This is a genomic window from Tessaracoccus luoxuelianae, from assembly GCF_055326245.1.
The window spans coordinates 133,120-150,021 of the sequence record NZ_JBUZNO010000007.1; the positions used below are offsets into that span (position 1 = coordinate 133,120).

General features: G+C 69.5%; 11 protein-coding genes and 1 tRNA gene. 6 read left to right on the forward strand and 6 right to left on the reverse strand.

Annotated elements, in window-relative coordinates:
* Window positions 1–82: 82 nt before the first annotated feature.
* Window positions 83–167 (forward strand) — tRNA-Ser (locus ACZK39_RS11900).
* 78 nt (window positions 168–245) lie between these two features.
* Here ACZK39_RS11900 and ACZK39_RS11905 read toward each other — a convergent pair.
* Window positions 246–794 carry a LytR C-terminal domain-containing protein gene (locus tag ACZK39_RS11905; RefSeq protein ID WP_463613412.1) on the reverse strand — a complete coding sequence of 183 codons (549 nt, stop codon included), beginning with the start codon at window positions 792–794 and terminating at the stop codon, window positions 246–248.
* A gap of 34 nt (window positions 795–828) precedes the next feature.
* Window positions 829–1,122, reverse strand: a complete 294-nt coding sequence (locus ACZK39_RS11910; RefSeq protein ID WP_182781498.1) for a type II toxin-antitoxin system VapB family antitoxin — start codon at window positions 1,120–1,122, stop codon at window positions 829–831.
* 120 nt (window positions 1,123–1,242) lie between these two features.
* Here ACZK39_RS11910 and ACZK39_RS11915 point away from each other — a divergent pair, with 120 nt between their 5' ends.
* Entirely contained in the window at window positions 1,243–2,889 is a 1,647-nt protein-coding gene (locus ACZK39_RS11915) for a helicase HerA-like domain-containing protein (protein ID WP_463613413.1), read from the forward strand.
* A gap of 12 nt (window positions 2,890–2,901) precedes the next feature.
* Here ACZK39_RS11915 and ngcE read toward each other — a convergent pair whose 3' ends face one another.
* Window positions 2,902–4,287, reverse strand: a complete 1,386-nt coding sequence (gene ngcE / locus ACZK39_RS11920; RefSeq protein ID WP_463613414.1) for an N-acetylglucosamine/diacetylchitobiose ABC transporter substrate-binding protein — start codon at window positions 4,285–4,287, stop codon at window positions 2,902–2,904.
* A gap of 92 nt (window positions 4,288–4,379) precedes the next feature.
* A complete protein-coding gene (locus ACZK39_RS11925; protein ID WP_463613415.1) occupies window positions 4,380–5,654 on the reverse strand; it encodes an aspartate kinase in 1,275 nt (424 codons plus the stop codon).
* An 81-nt stretch (window positions 5,655–5,735) separates the two neighbouring features.
* Between ACZK39_RS11925 and ACZK39_RS11930 the strand changes: the two genes are divergently transcribed.
* Window positions 5,736–6,908: a DUF480 domain-containing protein gene (locus ACZK39_RS11930; protein ID WP_463613416.1), complete on the forward strand. Its 1,173-nt coding sequence runs from the start codon at window positions 5,736–5,738 to the stop codon at window positions 6,906–6,908.
* Between the two features lie 68 nt (window positions 6,909–6,976).
* Window positions 6,977–7,972, forward strand: coding sequence for a Gfo/Idh/MocA family protein (locus ACZK39_RS11935; protein WP_182798806.1), 996 nt, complete (start codon window positions 6,977–6,979; stop codon window positions 7,970–7,972).
* 121 nt (window positions 7,973–8,093) lie between these two features.
* Here the strand turns inward: ACZK39_RS11935 and ileS are convergent, their stop codons facing one another.
* Entirely contained in the window at window positions 8,094–11,243 is a 3,150-nt protein-coding gene (gene ileS, locus ACZK39_RS11940; protein WP_463613417.1) for an isoleucine--tRNA ligase, read from the reverse strand.
* Window positions 11,244–11,583: 340 nt separating this feature from the next.
* Here ileS and ACZK39_RS11945 point away from each other — a divergent pair, with 340 nt between their 5' ends.
* On the forward strand, window positions 11,584–13,335 hold the full coding sequence (locus ACZK39_RS11945; protein WP_463613418.1) for an aminotransferase class I/II-fold pyridoxal phosphate-dependent enzyme: 1,752 nt from the start codon (window positions 11,584–11,586) through the stop codon (window positions 13,333–13,335).
* A 577-nt stretch (window positions 13,336–13,912) separates the two neighbouring features.
* On the opposite strand, the gene dcd is transcribed toward ACZK39_RS11945, so the two are convergent.
* Window positions 13,913–14,488 (reverse strand): dCTP deaminase, encoded by a 576-nt coding sequence (dcd, locus tag ACZK39_RS11950; protein WP_459055257.1) that lies wholly within the window; start codon window positions 14,486–14,488, stop codon window positions 13,913–13,915.
* Between the two features lie 123 nt (window positions 14,489–14,611).
* Here dcd and ACZK39_RS11955 point away from each other — a divergent pair, with 123 nt between their 5' ends.
* On the forward strand, window positions 14,612–16,489 hold the full coding sequence (locus ACZK39_RS11955) for an ABC transporter ATP-binding protein (RefSeq protein WP_463613419.1): 1,878 nt from the start codon (window positions 14,612–14,614) through the stop codon (window positions 16,487–16,489).
* Window positions 16,490–16,902 lie beyond the last annotated feature (413 nt).

The following is a 16,902-nucleotide window of genomic DNA, read 5'->3' on the forward strand; positions in this document are numbered from 1 at the left end:
CCAACCGGCCGACGATACCGCCCCGCCAGCCAGAAGGGCATGCGATTGGTCAAAGCGAGGCGCCCTCGGTAAACTCTCCGGCGGTGATGTGTCTGAGCGGCCGAAAGAGCTCGCCTCGAAAGCGAGAGTGGGGCAACCCACCGGGGGTTCAAATCCCTCCATCACCGCGGAGTCCGTCAGGACGGAAAACCCCCAGCCTCAGGGCTGGGGGTTTCTTGCGTTCCTGCCCCTCTAGGAGCGCGACACTAGGGGGTCGGCGACGGTGCAGGCGGCGTCGGTGAGGGTGACACAGGCACCGACGGGGACGGCGAGGGTACCCGGCACACCTCTCCCGCCGGGGACTCCACCTGAGCCAGCGGAGCCTCGGCCATGCCGGCGAAATCTGTGCCCACCAGCACGTCGACGGTGCCGTCGACCCGGGTGTCGTAGTCGACCTGCGGCTCCACGAAGTAGGAGGAGACGAGCTGGATCTGCGCAGCCTCACGCTCGTTGGCCCGGATCATGGTGCCGACGACCCGCTCCTCGGTGTTGTCCACCTTGATGACGACGAAACCCGCCTTCTCCAGGTCCGTCTTCACCCTGTTGGCCAGCCCGCTGGTGAACCCGCCGTTGAAGACGCGCAGCGTGACGTCCACGGGCGTGACCACGGCGGCGGCTGTGGTGACGCAGGGGGTGGGCGACGGCGACGGCAACGGCTCGGTCAGCGCCTTCCATCCCCACGTCGCACCCCAGACGAGCAGGGCGAGCAGGCCCAGCAGCACGATGGGGGTGGCGATGAGCCTGAAGATGCGCACGGGCGAGGGTTCCTTCGTGGTCGTCCGGTGGGGGCTAGTTCAGTTCCAGGATTCTGGCATGCAGGGTCTGCCGCTGCTGCAGCGCAGCGCGCAGAGCCCGATGAAGGCCGTCCTCCAGGTACAGATCGCCCTGGTAGGACACGACGTGGGCGAAGAGATCGCCGTAGAACGTGGAATCCTCCTCAAGGAGGGCTTCGAGATCCAGGGTTCGCTTGGTGGTGACCAGCTCGTCCAGCCGGACCTGATGCGGCGCGATCGCGATCCACTGCTTCTGCGTGAAGCCGTGGTCCGGGTAGGGGCGGGAGTCGCCAACTCGCTTGAAGATCACGGGGCCACCCTACCGTGGGGCCTGAGCGAAGCGCCGTAGGTGTCCTGACTTGGCCTGCCGACGCGCCGCCCGCCCGCAGATCGACGGCGCGACCCTGTGGGCCTGTGCCAGAGTAGGGGGGTGAGCAACGAGGCACAGATCGAGACCATCACCGCGGGCTACACCTTCGACGCCCCCGCCGCGACACTGGGGGTCCTCAATGACGAGAGCCCCCTCGTCGACGCGAAGATCCGCATCCCGCTGGCCATGTTCAACCGGCACGGCCTGGTGGCCGGGGCCACCGGAACGGGCAAGACGGTGACCCTCCAGGTGCTCGCCGAGGCGCTCAGCAACGCCGGCGTCCCCGTCTTCGCCGCGGACATCAAGGGCGACCTCAGCGGCATGGCCTCGCCCGGCTCCCCGTCGGAGAAGCTGCTGGCCCGCGTCGCGAAGCAGGGCCAGGACTGGCAGCCGAAGGCATTCCCGTGCGAGTTCTACGCCCTGGGAGGCGAAGGCGTGGGGGTGCCCGTGCGCGCCACCATCTCGTCCTTCGGGCCCATCCTGTTGTCCAAGGTGCTGGGGCTCAACAAGGTGCAGGAGTCCTCGCTCGGCCTGGTGTTCCACTACGCGGACAAGGCCGGCCTCGCGCTGCTGGACCTCAAGGACCTCATCGAGCTGCTCAAGTACCTCACCTCGGACGAGGGCAAGCCCGAGCTCAAGGGCATCGGCGGCATCTCGACCGCCACCGTCGGCGTGATTCTCCGCTCGCTGATCACCGTCTCCGATCAGGGGGCGGACGTGTTCTTCGGCGAGCCCGAGTTCGACCCCGCCGAACTGCTGCGGGTGGCCCCCGACGGCCGCGGCGTGGTCTCGCTGCTGGAGCTGCCCCAGCTGTCGACGCGGCCGGCACTGTTCTCCACTTTCCTGATGTGGCTGCTGGCGGATCTCTTCACCTCGCTGCCCGAGGTGGGCGACATCGACAAGCCGAAGCTGGTGTTCTTCTTCGACGAGGCGCATCTTCTGTTCAACGACGCCTCGGATGCGTTCCTCGACGCCATCACCCAGACCGTGCGGCTCATCCGCTCCAAGGGCGTGGGCATCTTCTTCGTCACCCAGACCCCCAAGGACGTGCCCGACGACGTGCTGGCCCAGCTGGGCTCCCGCGTGCAGCACCAGCTCCGCGCCCACACCCCCAACGATGCCAAGGCCCTGCGCGCCACCGTCTCCACCTACCCCAACTCCGGCTACGACCTGGAGGAGGTGCTGCAGCAGCTCGGGATCGGGGAGGCCATCGTCACCGTGATGAGCGAGAAGGGTGCCCCCACCCCCGTGGCCTGGACGCGCATCTGGGCCCCCGAATCGCTGATGGGGCCGACGCCCGAGGACCAGCTCCGCGCAGGAGTGGCTCTGTCGTCACTGACCGCGAAGTACGGCACGCCGCTGGACAGGCACTCCGCCTACGAGGCGCTCACCCACAAGCTCGCGCAGGGGGCCGCTGCTGCCGAGGCGGAGCGCCTCGAGGCTGAGCGGGCGAAGCAGCTGCAGCAGATGGAGAAGGAGTTGGCGGCCGCCGAGAAGGAGCAGGCCCGCCTGGAGAGGGAGGCGCGGGCGGAGCAGGCCCGCCGCGACAAGGAGGCCCGCGCGGAGGAGGCCGCCCGCCGCCGCTACGAGCGGGAGAACCCGGGGCTGGTGGAGCAGGTGACCAAGTCCACCGTGTTCAAGGACCTCGTCCGCACTGCAGGGCGCGAGATCATCCGCGGCATCTTCGGCACCGGCCGGCGTAGCTGAGCGGCACAGTCGTCACTCGACGGTGTAGCGCTCCACGTCCGGGTCGTTACGGACGCGGTCCGAGATGGCCTGCAGCTGCTCGGCGAGGCCCTGTGCGGAGAGGGTGCCGCCCAGGAACTCCGCCCACGCGGCGTTGGTTTCCGGGCCCAACCCGTAGTGGGTGACGAATCGCCACGAGAACACGTGCTCCCCGGCGTCGGCCAGCAGACGCGCCTGGGAGGTCAACGCGGTGGACTCGAGGTCCGCGGGGACGCTCTCCCGCACGATCGTCGGCACGAGATGGGTTCGGGAGAAGTGGGCGGCGGTCTCCCGCGACAGCATCGTCCGCAGCAACTCCTTGGCGCCCGCGACGTTGCGCCCGTCCCTCGGCACCAGGAACTGCTCCGTCGGGGAGGCGTGCACCGCCGAGATCGGCAGTGTGGGGGCCGCGGTGAGGGTGGGCACCGGGGCGACCGTCATCGCGAAGTCGGCAGGGGCCACCTCTGACATTTCGCTGGCGATCCACGCCCCGGCCGGATACAGCAGGCCGGCGCCCTCGCGGACCCAGGCCGCCTGAGCCGTGAGGTAGTCGCCCCCGCGCAGCACGAACCCCTCGCGGACGCAGGTCTCGAGCTGCTCCAGCACGCCCTTCACGGCGGGGTGCGCCCACGCGTCCTCGGCCAGGTTGTCCAACGCCACCCGGACCTCGTCCCCGCCCTCCTTGACGGCCGACGCGATGGCCAGCTCCTGGTAGTAGTCGGCGGCCTCATCGCCCCACACGAACAGCGACCGCCCCAGCCTGCGCGCCGCGTCGCCCAACGCCAGGATGGCATCCCATGTCTGCGGCAGCTCCCAGCCCTGGGCGGCGAACTCGGAGGCCGAATGCCACAACCCGTACACGCTCAGCGCGTAGTTGATCGCCAGGAGCCTGCCGTTGAAGGTGCCCGCGGCGAGGACGTCGTGGTACAGGGTTTCGCGCAACACCTCGCCCTCCAGGGAGGGGGACTCGACAACGTCGTCGAGTTCGACGAAACGGTCCGCCAGCGTGGCCACGGGCAGCAGCGCGGCCCCAGAGTTGTCGACCAGGTCCGGAGGGGTGGCGCCGTCGGCCAGACGCGGCTCGACGGCGACCCGTACATCCTCAACGGCCGTCACCCGCACCCGCACGCCTGGATAGCTGGCCTTCATGATGTCGGCGGCGAACTCGACGTAGCCGGTGCCGAACGCGCCGTCGAAGATGACCGACTCCACCGTCGAGGGGGTGACCAGGCCGAAGGGGAGTTGGCTCGGGGAGGGGGAGGGCGCGGTGGAGGGGGAGGACGAGGGGCCGGGCGACGGATCGCCCGGGCACGCCGTGAGCGGCGCGACGGCGGCGACGGCGAGCGCCGACAGCACGCTGCGACGACTGGGACCAGACATGGGCTTCCTCCGGGTGAGCCAGGCAACTATAGGCCACGCCCCGGCCACGCCCCGGCCACCCCCCGAACGCGGCCTCCGCCGCAGGGCTCCGATCAGCGGCCGGTGCCCGCGTAGACGGTCGCGGCCTCGTCGGCGTCCAGACCGAAGGCGGAATGGGCGGCCTGGACGGCCCGATCCACCTCGTCGGCTCCCACGATGACCGAGATCCGGATTTCCGAGGTGGAGATCATCTGCAGGTTGACCTCCGCTCCGGCCAGCGCCTCGAAGAAGGTGGCCGACACGCCCGGGTGGGAGCGCATCCCCACGCCCACCACGGACACCTTGCCGATCTGGTCGTCGTAGAGCAGCTCGTCGTAGCCGACGGCGTCTTTGATGGCCTCGAGAGCGGCGATGGCGCGGGCCCCGTCGGCCATGGGCAGCGTGAAGGAGATGTCGGTGCGCACGTCCGAGAGGCGGGAGACGTTCTGCACGATCATGTCGATGTTGATGTCGTGCTCCGCGATGGCCTTGAAGATGCGCGCGGCCTCGCCGATCTTGTCCGGGACCCCCGCGACCGTGACCTTGGCCTCACCGCGATCGTGCGCGACACCGGTGATGATGGCTTCTTCCATGGATTCGTCCTTGTCGATCTCGTCCTGGCTCTTCACCCAGGTACCCGGCTTGTCTGAGAAGGAGGAGCGCACGTGGACCGGCACCCCTTCGCGGCGCGCGTACTCGACGCAGCGCAGGTGCAGGATCTTGGCGCCCGAGGCGGCCATCTCCATCATGTCCTCGTAGCCGATCGCGCGGATGTGGCGCGCCGACGGGACGATCCGCGGGTCCGCGGTGTAGACCCCGTCGACGTCGGAGTAGATCTCGCAGAAGTCCGCGCCGAGGGCCGCGGCCAACGCGACGGCCGTGGTGTCCGAGGCGCCGCGACCCAACGTCGTGACGTCCTTGGTGGTCTGCGACACGCCCTGGAAGCCGGCCACGATGGCCACGTTGCCCTCCTCCAGCGCCTTCTCGACGCGGCCGGGGGTGATGTCGATGATGCGGGCGTTGCCGTGGGTGGGGGTGGTGATCACGCCCGCCTGTGACCCGGTGTAGGACACCGCGTCCACGCCGAGGTCCGACAGCGCCATCGCCAGCAGGGCGGCGGACTGCCGCTCTCCCGTCGTCAGCAGCATGTCCAGCTCCCGCGACTTCGGCTGCGGGGAGACCTGAAGCGCCAGATCCATCAGCTCGTCGGTGGTATCTCCCATGGCGGAGATGACGATGATCACATCGTGGCCGTCCGCCCGGGTGCGGGCGATGCGCCTCGCGACGCGCTTGATCGACTCGGCGTCGGCCACCGACGACCCGCCGAACTTCTGGACAATGCGACCCATGCAAGACCTCCCTGGAACCCGTCACAGGATAGTTGCCACGGGGCATGGGCGGGAACTTCGTCCGAGGGTAGGGTCAGGCGTGTGACGCTGCCGATCCTCACCGCCGAAGAACAGCGCGTGCTCGGGTGCCTCCTGGAGAAGGAGATCACCGTCCCGGACACCTACCCCCTCACGCTCAACGCGCTGCGCAGCGCCTGCAACCAGAAGAACAGCCGCGAGCCCGTCGTCGAGTATGACGAGCGGACCGTGCAGGACGCGCTGCGCTCCCTGAAGGAACGCGGCTGGGTGCGGGTGACCTGGCTTGACTACGGCAAACGCACCCTCAAGTACGCGCAGTCGGTGGTGCCGGCGCTGGGGCTCGCCGACGACGAACGGGCGCTGCTCACGCTGCTGCTGCTGCGCGGCCCGCAGTCCGCAGGAGAGCTGAAGACCCGCGCCGAGCGGCTGCGCCCCTTCGCGGATCGGGCGGCGGTGGAGGCATGCCTGGCTGAGATGGCGGCTCGCGAGGAGCCCCTCGTGATTCAACTCGAACGCAAACCCGGACAGCAGGACGCCCGGTGGTTGCACCTCCTCGGTGAGCCGCCAGTCGGCGCGGCTCCAGCCGGTGTTGACCGGGAACAGGTGCTGGCGGAGGGGGTGGCGGCGCGCGACGCCGACGTCGTGGCCGCCTACGACGCGGTCGCGGCGGCCTACGCGGAGGACCGCCGGGCGCTGGGGGAGTTCGAGGAATGGTTCCTGGCCCGGATAGCCAAGCTCGCCGGCCCGCATCGCACCGCCGACGTCGGCTGCGGGGCGGGCGCGGTCACGGCGTTCCTGGCCGAGGAGGGCGCTGATCCGGTGGGCATCGACGTCTCGACGGCGATGGTCGCGGAGGCCGCGGCGCGGCACCCGAACATCGATGTCGAGGTGGGTGACATGCGCCGGCTGCTCCGCCCGACCACCGCCGCCGGATGGGGCGCCGTCGTGGCCTGGCACTCGCTGGCGCACTTCGCGCCCAGCGAGCTCGGAGGAATCATCCGTGGGCTCGCTGAGGTGCTGCTGCCGGACGGAGTGCTCGCGCTGGCGATTGAGACCGGCGTAACCCTGGACAGGCGCGACGAGTGGTTCGGGCAGGCAGTGAATCTGACTTTCGTGCGGCACGACGTGGCGGAGGTGCGCAGGGCGGTGGAGGCGGCGGGTCTCGGCTACGTCGAGACCTACCTGGTCTCCGACGACGAGCCGGTCGAGCGCCTCTACCTCATCGCCTGTGGCTGACACTCCCCGACCGGATATCCCGACGAGGTTCCCACACCTGGGCAGGAGTCCGGCACTAGCCTGGGGCCATGAATACCGTCCGGTGGGGGATCGTAGGAACAGGCGCTATCGCGCAAGGCGTCGCCGGTGACTTCCAGTTCGTCCCCGGGGCGGAGTTGGTGGCCGTCGCGTCGCGGACCAGGGGCAAGGCGCAGGAGTTCGCCGCCCACCACGACATCAGGCTCGCGTTCGGCTCCTACCGCGAGCTGCTCGAGTCCCCAGCTGTCGACGTGGTCTACATCGCCACGCCTCACCCGCAGCACCGCGACGTGGCTCTCGCGGCCATCGCCAACGGCAAGGCCGTCCTGGTTGAGAAGGCCTTCACCGCCACCCTCGCCGGGACCCAGCAGGTGGTCGATGCCGCCCGCGCGAAGGGCGTGTTCGCGATGGAGGCGATGTGGACCCGGTTCCTCCCCGTGATCGCCGCCGCGCGCGAGGTGGTGGCCTGGGGACGCATCGGCGACGTCGTCGGCGTCCAAGGCGACCTCTACTCGTTCCGCGAGTACCAACCCGAACACCGCCTCTTTGCGCCCGAGCTCGGCGGCGGCGCGATCCTGGACCTCGGCGTCTATCCGATCAGCTTCGCGCAGGCCTTCCTCGGAGACGCGAAGGAGATCTGCAGCCGGTCCCGGCTGTACCCGTCGGGTGTCGAGCGGGCCTCCGCGGTCAACCTCGTGCACGCCGGCGACGCCTTGTCGTCGCTGACGTTCGGATTCGACGGCTACGGCCCTGGCCGGATGGTCATCGTCGGGACGAAGGGCTGGATCGAGGTGGAGCCCCGCTTCCACCATCCGTCGATGCTCACCGTGCATCGCAACGGGGTGCTCCCCCGGATCATCGAGGCGATGCCGACGGGGCGCGGGTACTCCCACGAGTTCGCGGAGGTGACCCAGCGCATCCGCGAGGGGCTGACGGAATCCCCGACGATGCCGCTGAACGACACGCTCGAGGTGATGCGGATCGCGGAGGCGTGCCTGCATCAGGCGGGCATGACACACCAGGAGGCCACCGTCGACCTGGGGTGACGGCAGCCTCCTCGTCCCCCCATATCCGGCGTGTTGGGACTGGTGGTGACCACACAATGGATGTAGCGAGTCAACCGTGGACATCGTGCCCTGTCAAGGGTCCGACGCCCACGGCAGCTGGTCAGGCCTTGCGCAGGGCCACCCTGAGGCCGAGCTCGCTGTCCTCGTCCGTGGGAGCCTCGACGGGGCCGACGGTCAGCGCAACCGCCAGCACCTCGTCGGCGATGAACTGCCGGTGAGCCTCGACGGCCTCTGCCAGCTCGGCGTCCGCCTCGAGCTCCACCATGATCCGGTCCGACACGTTCAGGCCCGCGCGCTTCCGCGACTCCTGGATGAACCGGATGGCCTCGCGAGCCAGACCCGAGCGGATCAGCTCGGGCGTGAGCTCGAGGTCGAGAGCCACCGTCTCGCCCTGCTCGTTGACCACCGACCAGCCCTCGCGCGGGCGCTCCGTGATGAGCACGTCCTCGGGCGTGACCTCCACGGCCTCGCCCTCCACGTCGAGCACTGCGCGGCCGAGGTCGCGGAGCTGGGTGGCCAGCCAGGTGGCGTCCAACTCGGCGATCGCCTTGGCGACGATCGGGGTCCGCTTGGCGAACCTCTTGCCGAGGTTGCGGAAGTTGCCCTTGGCGAAGTAGTCCACCAGATCACCGTGGGCGGCGAAGGACTCGATGGACTCCACGTTGAGCTCGGCGCGGATCTCGGCCTGCAGGTCAGGCGAGAGTCGCTCGAAGATCGTCGACGGCACCAGCATCCGGCGCAGCGCCTGCCGGATCTTCACCTTCGACTCTGCCCGGGCCGCGCGGCCCAGTTCGACGGTGCGGCGGGTCAGCTCCATCGCCTCGCTGAGCTCGGGGATGATGAGCGACTCGTCGGCCACCGGCCAGTCCGCCAGGTGCACCGAGTCTGGGCCCTCGGGATCCGCCGCGTAGAACAGGTCCTGCCACACGCGCTCGGTGACGAACGGCATGATCGGCGCCAGCAGGCGGGTGAGCACGTTGAGCGTCTCGTGCAGGGTCCAGAGGGCGCCGTCGTCGCCCGCCCAGAACCGGCGGCGTGAGCGGCGCACGTGCCAGTTGGACAGCGTGTCGATGAACTGGCTGAGCACCGCGCCATAGTGCTGGGTGTCGAAATTGTCGAGGGCGCGGGTGGTGTCGACGACGAGCTGGTGGGTGGCCGAGGTGAGCCAGACGTCCAGCACGTGCCGCTCGGACACCGGTGGCGCCTCGCCCGAGGGCGTCCAGTTCGCGGCTCGCGCGTAGAGGGTGTGGAAGGCCACCGTGTTCCAGTAGGTGAGCAGCACCTTGCGGACCGTCTCGCCGATGGCCTGGTGGCCCACGCGGCGGGCCACCCACGGCGAGCCGGAGCAGGCCATGAACCAGCGCACCGCGTCCGCGCCGTGCTGATCCATGAGCGGGATCGGCTCCAGGACGTTGCCGAGATGCTTGCTCATCTTGCGCCCGTCGTCGGCGAGGATGTGTCCGAGGCAGACGACGTTGCGGTAGGAGGACTGCTCGAATACCAGCGTGCCGATTGCCATCAGGGAATAGAACCAGCCGCGGGTCTGGTCGATGGCCTCACAGATGAAGTCCGCCGGGTAGCGCTCCGCGAACACCTCCTCGGAGCCGGGCACGTGCGGGTAGCCCCATTGGGCGAACGGCATGGCGCCGGAGTCGAACCAGGCGTCGATCACCTCCGGAACGCGCCGCGATTCCTTCCCGCAGGTGGGGCAGGGGAAGGCGATGTCGTCGACGAAGGGGCGGTGCGGATCCAGCGCGCTCTGGTCGGTAGCGGTGAGCTCGCTCAGCTCGGCACGGGACCCGACGCACACCTGATGGTCATCCTCGCAGCGCCAGATCGGCAGCGGGGTGCCCCAGTACCGGGTCCGCGAGAGCGCCCAGTCCACGTTGTTGTTCAGCCAGTCACCGAAGCGGCCGTGCTTGATGGTCTCCGGGTGCCAGGTGGTGGCCTCGTTCTCCGCGAGCAGCTCATCCTTGATCTTGGTGGTGCGGATGTACCACGACGGCATGGCGTAGTAGAGCAGCGGGGTGTGGCAGCGCCAGCAGTGCGGGTAGCTGTGCGTGTAGTCCAGCACCCGGAACATGAGGCCGCGGGCCTGGAGGTCGGCGACGATCGCCTTGTCTGCGTCCTTGAAGAACTGTCCGCCGACCAGGTCGAGGTCCTCGTCGAAGGTGCCGTCGCGGCGCACGGGATTGACGAACGGGAGGCCGTAGGCGCGGCAGACGTGCATGTCGTCCTCGCCGAACGCCGGCGCCTGGTGCACGAGGCCGGAGCCGTCCTCGGTGGTGACGTACTCGGCGAGCACCACGAAGTGGGCGGGTGCCGGGAACTCCACCAGCTCGAGGGGGCGCTGGTAGGCCCAACGTTCAAGGTCGCGGCCGGTGAAGGTGTCGGTGAGGGTCCACTCGTCGCCGAGCACCTTGTCGGCCAGGGGCTCGGCGATGACCAGGGCCTTCTGCTCCGGGTGGGTCGCCACCCGGTAGGTGACCTCCGGGTGCACCGCGACGGCGGTGTTGCTGACCAGCGTCCACGGCGTCGTCGTCCACACCAGCAGGTCCACTTCGCCGGCGAGCGGGCCGGAGGTGAGCGGGAAGCGCACGTAGATCGACGGGTCGGTGATGTCCTCGTAGCCCTGCGCGAGCTCGTGGTCCGAGAGTGCCGTGCCGCAGCGCGGGCAATACGGCGCCACGCGGTAGTCCTCCTCCAGGAGGCCCTTGCCGTGGATCTGCTTCAGCGCCCACCACAGGGACTCGACGTACTCAGGCGTCATCGTCACGTACGCCTCGTCGATGTTGACCCAGTAGCCCATCCGCTCGGTGAGCTCGGTGAACGCGTCGACGTGGCGGAGCACGGAGGTGCGGCACTGCGCGTTGAAGGCCTCGATGCCGAAGGCCTCGATGTCGGCCTTGCCCGAGAAGCCGAGTTCCTTCTCCACCGCCAGCTCGACGGGGAGGCCGTGGCAGTCCCAGCCGGCCTTCCGCTCCACGCGGTGGCCGCGCATCGTCTTGTAGCGGGGGAACAGGTCCTTGAAGACGCGGGCCTCGATGTGGTGCGTGCCCGGCATGCCGTTCGCGGTGGGCGGGCCCTCGTAGAACGTCCACGGCTCGCCGCCGGCGGTGCGCTCGAGGGAGCGCGTGAAGGTGTCGCGCTCGCCCCAGAGGCTGAGGATCTCGTGCTCAAGTGCGGGGAAGTCCACCTGCGCGGGGACGGCGAGGTAGCCGGGGGTGTCCATGGTGGGGTCGTCGGTCATCGGGTGGTCCTTCTCATCGTTCTTCGCTGAGCTGTGAAGGGACGAGCCGAAGCCCGCGGTACCACCCTCCTTGGACGCCGAAGCGCCCCTCTTGTTCATGCCGCGGCCAGTTCTACTGAGCGGGGTGACCCCGCCGTTCTTCCGGCAGCTCCGAGGTGATGGCCTCATCAATGCCGTGCGGACGGGTCCATTATGCCGCTGGCGTCAAGATGAGGCGAACGGGCCGGTCGGAGGAGCTAGACCGCGGAAACGTGCCCGTAGTGGCGGTCTCCCTGGTCGGGGTTGAGCCTGGAGGCCGTTACTGGAGTCCCGCTGCCGCGATGGCCAGTAGGTTTGCCCCATGGCGATCTTCGACGTCCCCCTTCGCGAGCTGCGCCGGCGCGGCACCATCAAGTGGCGGCGCTGGGAGCCCGACGTGCTGCCCCTGTTCGTTGCCGAGATGGACGCCCACCTGGCGCCGCCCATCAGGGAAGCGCTGGAACGGGCGCTGGCCGACGGCGACACCGGCTACCCGGAGCTGCCTGCCTACCAGGAGGCATTCGCCGACTACGCCGATTGGCAGTGGGGCTGGCGGATCGACGTGGCGGACCAGAAGCTCGCCACGGACGTGGTCACCGGAATGCGCGAGGCCGTCCTCGCCTGCTCCGAGCCGGGCGACGCCGTCGTGATCAACTCGCCGATCTACCCACCGTTCCGGCACGTGGTGACCAGCACCGGGCGCCGGATCGCCGACGTGCCGCTGGTATCGGATCGGTTGGATCTGGACGGGCTGGAGGCAGCGTTCGCCGAGCAGCGGCCGAAGGTGTACCTGCTGTGCTCGCCACACAACCCCAACGGGACCATCCACACCGTCGACGAGCTGGCGAAGGTCGCGGAACTGGCTGAACGTTTCGGCGTCGTGGTGGTCTCCGACGAGATTCACGCCCCCTTGGCGGGGGAGGAGCACACCCCCTACCTGGCGGTGCCTGGAGCGGCCAACGCGCTGATCGTGACGTCGGCGTCGAAGTCCTGGAACCTGGCGGCGATCAAGGCCGCGCTCATCATCGGCGACCGCGGGCTGCTGAAGAAGCTCAACCCCATGACCCCCGACGGCGCCAGCTACTTCGGAGTGCTCGCACACTCCGCAGCGCTCAACGAGGCGCGCGACTGGGTGGCCGAGGCGGCTGCGGAGGTCGCGGCGAACAAGGAGTTCTTCGCCGACGAGCTGTCACTGCAGGTGCCTGAGCTCAGCTACACGCCCTCCGCCGGCACATACCTGGCGTGGCTGGACTGCGCGGCGCTGGGGCTCGACAGCCCCGGCAAGCACTTCCACGACGTGGGGCGGGTCCGGTTCAACCTCGGCCGCGAGTTCTCGCCGGAGACGAAGCAGTTCGTCCGGGTGAACCTGGCCACCTCACGGGAGATCATCGCGGAAGCGGTGGAGCGCATGTCGTCCGCGCTGGTGGGCATGCGCGCGGAGTCCGCTGCTGTGCGCGCCCGGCGTGCAGAGCCCATTATCGACGAGTGGGGCCTGGCCGACGCGCCCGGTCTGGACGACGCAACCCCCCTGCTGGGCGGGTACGCGGAGGTCCCGGGAAGCGAGCCCACCGTCGGCGTACCCACCTGGCACCAGACGGCGCCGATGCCGGCCGTGACCGACGCCGGACCCCCCACCGCGCCCATGCCGGCCATCATCGATGCGGGGCCGCCGACTGCGCCGATGCCGGCCGTCACCCACGCCGGACCCCCGACGGCCCCCATGCCGCTCCCTCCTCTGGCTGGGGTGCACACCAACTCGGGTGACTTCGTCAACGTGACCACCGCCGTCGTGATCGGCCGCGACCCCAAGCGGGCGGCCGGGTTCATCGATGCCGACCTGCTACGGGTGCCGAGCCCGCACCTGGACATTTCGCGCAACCATCTGGCGGTCGAGGTGGCAGGGGGCGGCGATATCCTCGTGCGAGACCTCCACGCGGTCAACGGCACTCTCGTGATCCCGCCCGACGGCACGCCGTTCACCCTGCGCGACGGCGCGTCCGCGCGGGTGGAGATGATGACGATCCTCGACATCGGCGAGGGAGTGTCGCTGCGGATCGAACCGCCCCGCGGCTGACCCACCCCTCGTGGGTTGAGCCGGGCCAAGCCGCGAAGCGGCGCAGCCCGCGTCGAAACCGACGTTGGCTCAAGGCGCGGTCGGGTGCGGTGAGCCGTGCGCCGAGGCCCGGGCGGCCGTTGTCCAGGGTCTCGTGGCTTGCCGCGGGCCCGTCTGCGGTTGGGTTGTCGAGGCCGCCCGCGTCTCTGCTCCCGTCTCCCCGCACTGGATCCCTCGTGGCGCGGTCGAGTTCGGGCGGGACCCGGCAGGGCGGGCCTGGGGCAGGTCTGCCCAGGCGGGACGCCAGTGGGTGATCCTCGGGTTGGGCATCACTGCGCGGAGCCGCCCTGCCGTCTCCCACCCTTGCGTCCAACTTCCGTTTCATCGGCAGGTCCTCACCTACCTCACCGTCACTTCTGGTGCCGTAGTCGACATCAGAAGTGACGGTCAGCGCCCTGGCGCCTCACCCCCGTTTCGCCAAATGTCATGGCTGGTGTCGACTACGGCACCGGCTATGACATTTTGGCACGCGGCGCAGACCCTGTCGAAGCCCCCGACGTTTCAGCCAGGCTCTGGGGAAGTCCCCAGGCGCGGCTCGCTAGACCTGTGTGCGGTGGAAGTTGAGGTGCGAGCGCGACGGCGTCGGCCCGCGCTGGCCCTGGTACCGCGACCCGTACTGCGACGACCCGTACGGATGCTCCGCAGGCGAGCTGAGCTGGAAGAAGCACAGCTGGCCGATCTTCATCCCAGGCCAGAGCTTCACCGGCAGCGTCGCCATGTTGGACAGCTCGAGGGTTACGTGGCCGGAGAAGCCCGGGTCGATGAAGCCCGCCGTCGAATGCGTGAGCAGGCCGAGGCGGCCCAGCGACGACTTCCCCTCCAACCGCGCCGCGACCGCCGGACCGAGCGTGACCCGCTCGTACGTCGACCCCAGCACGAACTCGCCGGGGTGCAGCACGAACGGCTCGTCCACCGGCGTCTCGATGAGGCGGGTGAGATCCGGCTGCTCCACCGACGGGTCGATCGACGGGTAGCGGTGGTTCTCGAACACCCGGAAGAACTTGTCGAGCCGCACATCCACGCTGGACGGCTGGACCATGCTGGGATCCCAGGGGTCGAGGAGGATCCCCCCTGTGTGGACTTCTCCGAGGATGTCGCGGTCGCTCAGCAGCATGGGCAGAGCCTAACGCCCCGCACGCCCTCAGCGACATCAGGACCATGCAGGCACGGCTAGGCTGGGTGAGCCGCGGCGCTGGCCCCGGCGACCAGCCCGACGGCGGGCGGCGAGGGGTGGCGGATGAGCGTCGGGCAGGGGGGCGGCGGCGGCATGGGCGGCGGCCGGATGCTCGGGCGCCTCGCGGCGGACCCGGCGATCAAGCAGCACAAATTGGACCGCGGCACCGCCCGTCGGGTGATCGCCTACGGCTCGCCCTTCAAGGGCCTCATCATCGCCTTCCTCGTCACCGTGATCGCCAGCAGCGCGCTGTCGGTGGCGCCGCTGCTGCTGTTCCAGCGGATCATCGACGACGGCGTGCTCGCGGGCGACATCGAGGTCATCATCTGGCTGGCGGTCGCCGTCGCCGGCATGGCGGTGGGGTCGGCGCTGCTGCAGATCGTGGAGCGATGGTGCTCGGCCAGGATCGGCGAGGGGCTGATCTATTCGATGCGCACCCAGATCTTCGACCACATGCTCCGGATGCCCATCGCGTTCTTCAGCCGCTCGCACACGGGGAAGCTGGTGTCGCGGCTGCAGTCGGACGTCAACGGCGCCCAGCAGGCGTTCACCTCGACGCTGTCCACCGTCGTCAGCAACTCCATCACGCTGGTGCTGGTGCTGGCGTCAATGCTGGCGCTGTCCTGGCCACTGACCCTGGCGGCGCTGGTGTTGTTGCCGATCTTCATGGTGCCGGCACGGATGGTGGGCACCAAGCTGGCGGGACTGTCGCGGCTGCGGATGACCCAGAACGCGGAGATGTCGGCCACCATGACCGAGCGGTTCACCGTCTCCGGGGCGCTGCTCGTCAAGCTCTTCGGGGACCTGGACACCGAGCATCGGATCTTCGCCAAGCAGTCCAAGGACGTGGCGGACTCGGGTGTGAAGATCGCGATGATCTCGCGGGTGTTCATGACGACGATGGGGCTCGTCGGGGCGCTGGCGACGGCGCTGTTCTACGGGTTCGGCGGGGTCGCGGCGGCACAGGACGAGTTGACCGTCGGGACGCTCACGGCGCTGGTGGCACTCCTCGCCCGGCTGTACGGGCCGCTGATGCAGCTGTCCAACCTGCGGGTGGACATCATGAGCGCGCTGGTCAGCTTCGAGAGGGTCTTCGAGGTCCTGGACCTCGAACCCCTGATCGTCGACGCCCCAGATGCCAAGCCCGTCTCCGGTCCTCCTTCGGTGGCGTTCCGCGACGTGTGGTTCACGTATCCGGACGCGGCGACGGTGTCGCTTGAGTCGTTGGAGCCGACGGCCGCCGCCGGGGAGTCGGCCAACCAGCCTGTGCTCAAGGGGGTGGCGTTCGAAGCTGAGCCCGGGCAGACGGTGGCGCTGGTGGGGCCGTCGGGGGCGGGGAAGACCACCATCACCCACCTGCTCGCGCGGCTGTATGACGTTGATTCCGGGAGGGTCGAGATCGCGGGGGAGGACGTGCGACGGCTGGCCCTTGCCTCGCTGCAGGATGAGATCGGCTACGTCACCCAGGACGCGCACCTGTTCCACGACACGATCGAGGCAAACCTCCGCTACGCCCGCCCGTCAGCAACGGCCGAGGAACTGTGGGCGGCGCTGGAGGCGGCGCAGATCGCGGGACTGGTGCGGCGGCTGCCCGACGGGCTGGGCACCGTCGTGGGCGAGCGCGGCTACCGGCTGAGCGGCGGGGAGCGGCAGCGGTTCGCGATCGCCCGGCTGCTCCTGAAGGCCCCGCCGATCCTGGTCCTCGACGAGGCGACGGCGCACCTGGACTCGGAGTCGGAGACGTTGGTACAGCGGGCGCTCGACACCGCCCGGGCCGGCCGCACCGCGATCGTCATCGCCCACCGGTTATCGACGGTGCGGCACGCGGACCAGATCCTCGTGGTGGAGGACGGCCGGGTCGTCGAGCGGGGAACCCACGCTGAGCTGCTGTCCGCAGGCGGGTCGTACGCCACGCTGTACGCCACCCAGTTCAGCGACTGAGGGCGCGACGGCGATCCGACCGGCTGACCGAAACGGCTGCCGGTGCCGGGAGCCGTGAGTCGAGACCCGGGCGGCCGCTGGTCCATGATCCGTTCGCACCCGCAGGTCTGCTTGGGTCGGGTCGTGAGGCCGCCCGGGCCTCGATTCCCGCCTCCCCGCACTCGTTCTGCGCGTGGCGTCGTCGGGTCCGGGTGCGGCCCGTCAGGGCGGCCCTGGCAACAGTCCGCCGAGGCGGGAGGCCAGCCGGGTGATCCCAAGGTTGGGCATCCCGACGCGGAGCCGCCCTGCCGTTCCCCACCCTCGAGGATTCGTTTCGATTCCCCATGCTCGTTTCAGCGACTGACGCCCTGGACCCAGCGAGCAAGGGGGACGGAGGCGGGGCGGCACTGCGCAGCGGTGCCCATCCTGAGGAT